At 32.6% G+C, this 6480-nt stretch carries 5 protein-coding genes; 2 read left to right on the top strand and 3 right to left on the bottom strand.

The features are described from left to right. The coding region (locus WBQ70_RS08145) for a class I tRNA ligase family protein (RefSeq protein WP_423912740.1) at nucleotides 1-925 on the top strand (925 nt) is incomplete at its 5' end. 194 nt (nucleotides 926-1119) lie between these two features. Here the strand turns inward: WBQ70_RS08145 and mtgA are convergent. Continuing rightward, complete coding sequence (gene mtgA / locus WBQ70_RS08140) at nucleotides 1120-1866, bottom strand: monofunctional biosynthetic peptidoglycan transglycosylase (RefSeq protein ID WP_423912738.1); 747 nt, start codon at nucleotides 1864-1866, stop codon at nucleotides 1120-1122. 204 nt (nucleotides 1867-2070) lie between these two features. On the opposite strand from mtgA, the gene WBQ70_RS08135 reads away from it, so the two are divergent. Continuing rightward, nucleotides 2071-4497, top strand: a complete 2427-nt coding sequence (locus WBQ70_RS08135) for an ATP-binding protein (protein ID WP_423912737.1) — start codon at nucleotides 2071-2073, stop codon at nucleotides 4495-4497. Here WBQ70_RS08135 and WBQ70_RS08130 read toward each other — a convergent pair. Then, a complete protein-coding gene (locus WBQ70_RS08130) occupies nucleotides 4494-5837 on the bottom strand; it encodes a sigma-54-dependent transcriptional regulator (RefSeq protein WP_423912736.1) in 1344 nt (447 codons plus the stop codon). The two genes, WBQ70_RS08135 and WBQ70_RS08130, sit on opposite strands and share 4 nt — an antisense overlap. Before the next feature lie 142 nt (nucleotides 5838-5979). Then, nucleotides 5980-6273 carry a hypothetical protein gene (locus tag WBQ70_RS08125; RefSeq protein ID WP_423912733.1) on the bottom strand — a complete coding sequence of 98 codons (294 nt, stop codon included), beginning with the start codon at nucleotides 6271-6273 and terminating at the stop codon, nucleotides 5980-5982. Between the last annotated feature and the right edge of the window lie 207 nt (nucleotides 6274-6480).

Raw genomic sequence — 6480 nt, 5'->3', positions numbered from 1 at the left:
GATTAATCAGGGGATGATTTTGGGGACTAGTGCGTTTGTGTACCGTCTAGAAGGAACAAATACTTTTGTCTCTAAAAATAAAATTGAAGAACAAGCAGTTCAGCCAATTCATACTGATGTTTCATTTGTTAATTCTTCTGATGAATTAGATATTGAAAAATTTAAAAACTCAAGAGAGGAATATAAAGATGCAGTTTTTATAACTGAAGAAAACGGCAAATATTTAGTTTCTCGCGAAGTTGAAAAAATGTCAAAATCGAAATACAATGTAGTAACTCCAGATAATATTTGTGACGAATACGGAGCCGATACCTTGCGTTTGTATGAAATGTTCTTAGGGCCATTGGAACAAGCGAAACCTTGGAATACGGCTGGAATTTCGGGAGTTTTTGGTTTCTTAAAAAAACTATGGCGTTTGTATTATGACGAAAATGGTTTGATTGTTACCAATGATGCACCAACCAAAGACAACTTAAAATCATTACACAAAACCATCAAAAAAGTGGCTGATGATATTGAGAATTTCTCATTTAATACGTCTGTTTCACAGTTTATGATTTGTGTGAATGAATTATCAACTCAAGGTTGTCATTCTCGTGCTATTCTAGAGCCATTGGCGATTGTGATTTCGTCGTATGCGCCACATATCGCCGAGGAATTATGGTCGGCTTTAGGGCATGAAGGTTCGATTGCTACTGTTGCTTTTCCGAAATTCGAAGAAAAACATTTAGTAGAATCTGAAAAAGAATACCCCGTTTCTTTCAACGGAAAAATGCGTTTTACATTGACATTGCCTTTAGATTTAACCAAAGATCAAATCGAGGAAATCGTCATGAAAGATGAAAGAACTCAAAAACAATTAGATGGTAGAACACCAAATAAGGTGATTATCGTTCCTGGTAAAATTATTAATTTGGTAGGATAGCCAGTTATGGGTATGGGACTTGCAATATAAAAAAGTCTAAATTCCAAACGTCAGGAAATCACAATATTTAAATCCTAAACTCCAATTTTATAATGGAGTTTGGGATTTTTTCTTGTAGAAAGAATATATTATACCAAACAAAAATTTACTTTATTAGACTTAATCCTAAAATGGATTTAAAATAATTCCTGTAATCAATATTTAACAGTACCTACCGTTTTCATTACCCTAACGATTTTAGATTTTCGACCATTAATATAAGATGACGAACTGGTTGCTTTAAATTTTCGCGGATTAGGTAGTATTGCTGCAATTCCAGCGGCTTGAATAGGCGTTAAACTAGTACAGTCTTTTCGATACCAATATTGTGTAGCGGCTTCGGCTCCATAAATTCCATCCCCCATTTCGATGCTATTAAGATAGACTTCCATGATGCGTTCTTTGCCCCAAATGAGTTCAATTAAGACCGTAAAATAAGCTTCTAAACCTTTTCGGAGGTAACTACGTCCTTGCCATAAAAAAACATTCTTAGCAGTTTGTTGTGAGATGGTACTTCCACCTTTAATTTTTCGGCCACGTTCGTTGTTTTTATAGGCTTTTTGCATAGCGCTAAAATCAAATCCATTGTGTTTTAAAAAAAGGCCGTCCTCACTAGCAATTACGGCTTTTTGTAAATTCATCGAAATATTTTCAATAGGCTCCCAGTCATGACTAAAAATTGCTTCTTTCCCTGACGTTTTATTTTCAATAATACGAATGATCATCAGTGGCGTCAATGGAACAGGTACAAATTTGAATACTACAACAAAAAATATAGTAATCCCAAAAAACCACAAAACTAGCTTTAAAAGAAAAAGTTTGATTTTACTTGTTTGTGGACTAGCTTTTTGCTTTTTTGGTGGCGTTTTAGCCGTTTTCTTTGGTGTTACTTTTATTCCCATTCTTTAATTGTATCTTTTTTAAAAACGTACTATATTATTTTGGCTGACGGGATTGGGGCTTTAATATTAAATGAGTTCCTTCAATCCACAATGTTAATAAGTATCAAAGATACAATCAATTCTAATCTTGCAAAATAAACTTAAAGAAAACATAAAATCTTTCAAAAGAGTAGCCGTCTATTCTTCTAATTTTTATCTTTGAGAATGCACAAAAAAAATAACATTCCTGTAAAATTCCTTGTTGGATATTTGCTTATAATCGCACTTTTTATAAGCGTGGGTTGGTTTTTATATACTGAAAATAAAAATTTTGCCAATAACCAAAAAGAAAATGCCTCTGAGAGTAGTGCCATCCTAAAAGTCAGCAATTTACTAACTCAAATTAACAAGACCGAGAACTTAGCTCGGGTAGCCATTCAGTCCAATAATAATACTGATTTCAAAACCTATTTAGACAAAAGCATTACTTTATATACCTCCATTGATACTTTAAAAAAACATGTATCTACTGATTCCCAAATCAAATTACTCGATAGTGTTAAGATTCTATTGAATAAAAAAACAAAAAATATTGAAAAATTAATTGCTATTAAAAACAAAACAGAAGATGAGGTTGCCGTAAAAAAAGCAATTGTTGACTTAACTAAAATGGAAGCTTCATTGCGCAAACTGGAACTGGAAGATTTTGTAAAATATCCAGAAGAAATGGGCGGGTATCAACGTAATGTTTTAAAAAAATATATCAATTATCTAAACCAAAACATTCCAGATGATAGTTCAAACACCTTGAGCAAAAGAGCATCAGATTCAATTTTGATGGTTTCTAAAAAATTACTGAATGATGTAAAAATCAAAACAGCACAAAAAAAGAAATTAATCAGCAATGAGGAAAACGAACTCATTAAAAACGAATTTTCTATATCTGAACAATTACAAAAAGTACTGTCAGTCATTGAAAATGAAATCATAAAAAATTCTACCAAAAGTTATTTAGATAGAGAAAAATCACTTGGAAAAACCAATCAAATAGTAACTACGGCGGCTATCATTGGACTTTTGCTCGCTTTATTATTCTTGGTAATTATATTAAATGATTTTTCAAAAAGTCAACTATATAAAAAACAACTAGAAAAAGCGAATGTAAATACTCAAAAAATCCTCCACAGCCGAGAACAACTCATTGCAACTGTCAGTCATGATTTAAAAACACCTTTGAGCACAATCATTGGGTATACTGAATTGCTACACAACACGGATCTAAACAGTAAGCAACAACATTTTATCAATAATGTCAAAGGATCATCGAATTACATTTCACAATTAGTTCAAGATTTATTAGACTTTACCCAAATTGAAGCTGGGAAAATCAGTGTTGAAAAAACATCTTTTTCATTACCTAAAATCATTACTGAAGTAGCTGAAAGTATAGCATCCGTTCATCAAAATAAACCTATTGACCTTGTGCTAGAGATTGCATCTGAATTAAATCAAAATATCATTGGTGATCCTTTTCGTCTCAGACAAATTATAACTAATATTATTGGAAATGCGTACAAATTTACCGAGAGTGGATTTATAAAAATTATAGCTTCAGTAGATTCTCATTCGAAAATGATTACTATTCTTATTGAAGATTCAGGAATAGGGATTGCGAAACAAAGTCAGGAATTGATTTTTGAGGAGTTCACTCAAGCCAATGATCAAATCGAAAAAAAATATGGAGGGACTGGATTAGGTCTTACGATTTCTAAAAAAATTGCTCATATTTTAGGAGGCGATTTGAGTATGAGTAGTGAATTAGGAAAAGGAAGTATTTTCAAAATAGAAATTCCACTGGTATTTGACACCACTTTTAATCCTAAACCTGATTTAGCACCTCATCTGAAATCTCAATATACGATTGTGGTTATTGACGATGATGTCGATTTATTAAAACTAACTACCGAAGTATTAAAACAAAATCAGTTTATACCCATTCCTTTTACTTTGGCAACAGAAGCTTTAGAATGGATAAAAAACAATCCCTTTGATTGTATTACAACCGATATTCAAATGCCCGTAATGGACGGTTTGACTTTTATCAGAAAATTACAAAAACAACGAAGCCCATATTATCAAAATCAAGCAGTAATAGCCATTACAGGGAAACATGATTTGGATTTAGATGTTTATAAAAAAATTGGATTCACCACTGTGATACGCAAACCCTATTCGCCTACGACATTAATTCAAAACTTAAAAGCAATTTTAAATCATGAAGAGGTTATCGAAACTACCGTTGGGATTCAGCCCAAAAAGCCAAATGAAACCTACAACTTAACAAACATCAAAGCTTTTTTCTCAGATGAGAAGGAGTCGTTAAAAGAAATTATTCAGTCATTTATGATGAATACAAATGAAAATTTAGCAATGATGGAACAAGCAATTGTTGATGAAAACAACAACCAAATTAAAAACACGGCACATAAAATGAATCCCATGTTCAAGCAGATTCAGGCGGTTGAAATCAGCACAATTTTAGATCAATTAGAATTAAAAGAGCTTACTAAAAAAGAAATAGAAATCCTTTTTGGAGCTGTAAAACAAAAAATAATAATCCTTTTTGAATCCTTAAAAAAAGAAATTAATTAATCGATTCCGTAACGCTTCAGCTTGTTATACAGAGTTTTGCGTGTAATTTGAAGTAATTTAGCCGCTTCGGATTTATTGTTATCCGTTTGATCTAGAGCGTCTAAAATGGTGTCTTTTTCATTTTTAGACAAAGATAAATTAAGGGGCTCAGCAGTTTCTTGTTCTAGAAAAAATTCGACAGGTAAGCTGTTTTTTTCTATAAAATCTCCTTTGGTTAAAAGAGTGGCTCGCTTGACACAGTTTTTCAACTCACGAAGGTTTCCTGGCCAACGGTATTTTTGAAAAACAGTCGTTACCTCGGGTGAAAAACCAATCACTGCTTTATTCAATTCGTCATTCGCTTTTTCAAGGAAGAAATCAGCAAAAATCATCAAGTCAGCTTCTCTTTCAGCCAAGGATGGAGAGTGGATGGAAAACTCATTAATTCGGTGGTACAAATCTTCTCTAAAATCTCCATTTTTGACAGCTTCACGTAAATCTTCATTTGTTGCAGCAATAATCCGTATATCGACTGCTATTTCCTTGTTACTCCCAACGGGTTTGATTTTACGTTCTTGCAAAGCACGCAACAATTGTATTTGATTTTCATAAGAAAGATTTCCTATTTCGTCAAGAAAAATTGTTCCATTATTAGCGGCTTCAAAAAAGCCAATTTTATCATTAATTGCCCCAGTGAATGATCCTTTAATATGTCCAAAAAATTCACTTGCTGCTAATTCTTTTGGAATAGCACCACAATCTACAGCAATGAAATTATTGGTACTGCGAGAGCTGCTTTGGTGTATTTTTTTGGCAATAACTTCCTTTCCTGTCCCACTATCACCAATGATTAAAACCGACATATTGGTGGGTCCAACTAATTCTATATATTCTGCTAGTTGCAATGAAGCTTTTGAAATTCCTTTGACAAATTCAGGTATATTTGACTTATTGGATTCTTTTTTAGGTTTTGAAGTTGCTTTTGGAACAGAAAGATCATTAGCTTCTTGTAAAGCATTGGTAATAACTAAGAGTACTTCTTCAGGATTAAAAGGTTTGGAGATATAATCCGTAGCGCCGTTTTTGATGGCTTTTACAGCCGTTGTCACATCAGAATAACCAGTCATTAAGATCACTGGAATATCCGGAAATTGCGTTTTAATTTCAGACATTAGCACAATACCATCAGCATCAGGTAACCTCAAATCAGTAATAACAAGATCGTACGGCGTCGTTTTGATTTTATGACGAGCTTCATCTGCTGAAAAAGCTGTTGTTATTTCATACCCATTTTTTATTAGAAATTTTTCTAATAGTTTGCAAAATGAAACATCATCCTCAATTAATAAAATCGTCTTCATTATTTTTAAAACTTTACTGCTAAAATAAAGTTATTAAAATAGTATTCTCATAATATTATGCAAAAAAAAAGAGCAATTGTTATAAAAACAATCGCTCTTTCATCATACCACTCAATCATCAATGGTATTAAAAAAACAAACTTTATTTAGTGATCCAGTTCCCATCGGCATCTGCATAAACAGTAGCCGTTTGGTCTTTGACTGTTAGATCTAATTTGTATTGATTTTCTTGATTCATATATGCTTTCACAATTGTTGCTCCAGGATATGCTTTTTCGGTTGCTTTAACAACTGCTTCTGGCAATTTGTCTGCTCCAATTTCTGCAAAATCATCTTGCGTTACTGAAATTTGAGTTAGTGGTGTGTGTACAGGAGTTACTGCAAAAGCGGTTAAACTTCCTAAAACGATTGCTGCTGATAAGATTAACTTTTTCATAATTTCTTTATTTATTGATTTTTATTTTTTTTAACTATTTGTTATTGAATCCATTTTCCGTTTTCGTCTGCAAAAAGGTTTCCTTTTTTATCACCTACAGTGACATCTAATTTGTATTTTTTGTCGGCATTAACATATGCTTTTTCCAAAACTGCTGTTGGATAAGCTACTTTTAAAGCTTCGGTAATGGCTGCTGGCAACTCTTCT

Source organism: Flavobacterium sp. (genome assembly GCF_049590715.1).
GTDB lineage: Bacteria > Bacteroidota > Bacteroidia > Flavobacteriales > Flavobacteriaceae > Flavobacterium.
Note: the sequence above shows the minus strand (reverse complement) of the source record. Positions and strands in the feature narration are given on the sequence as shown.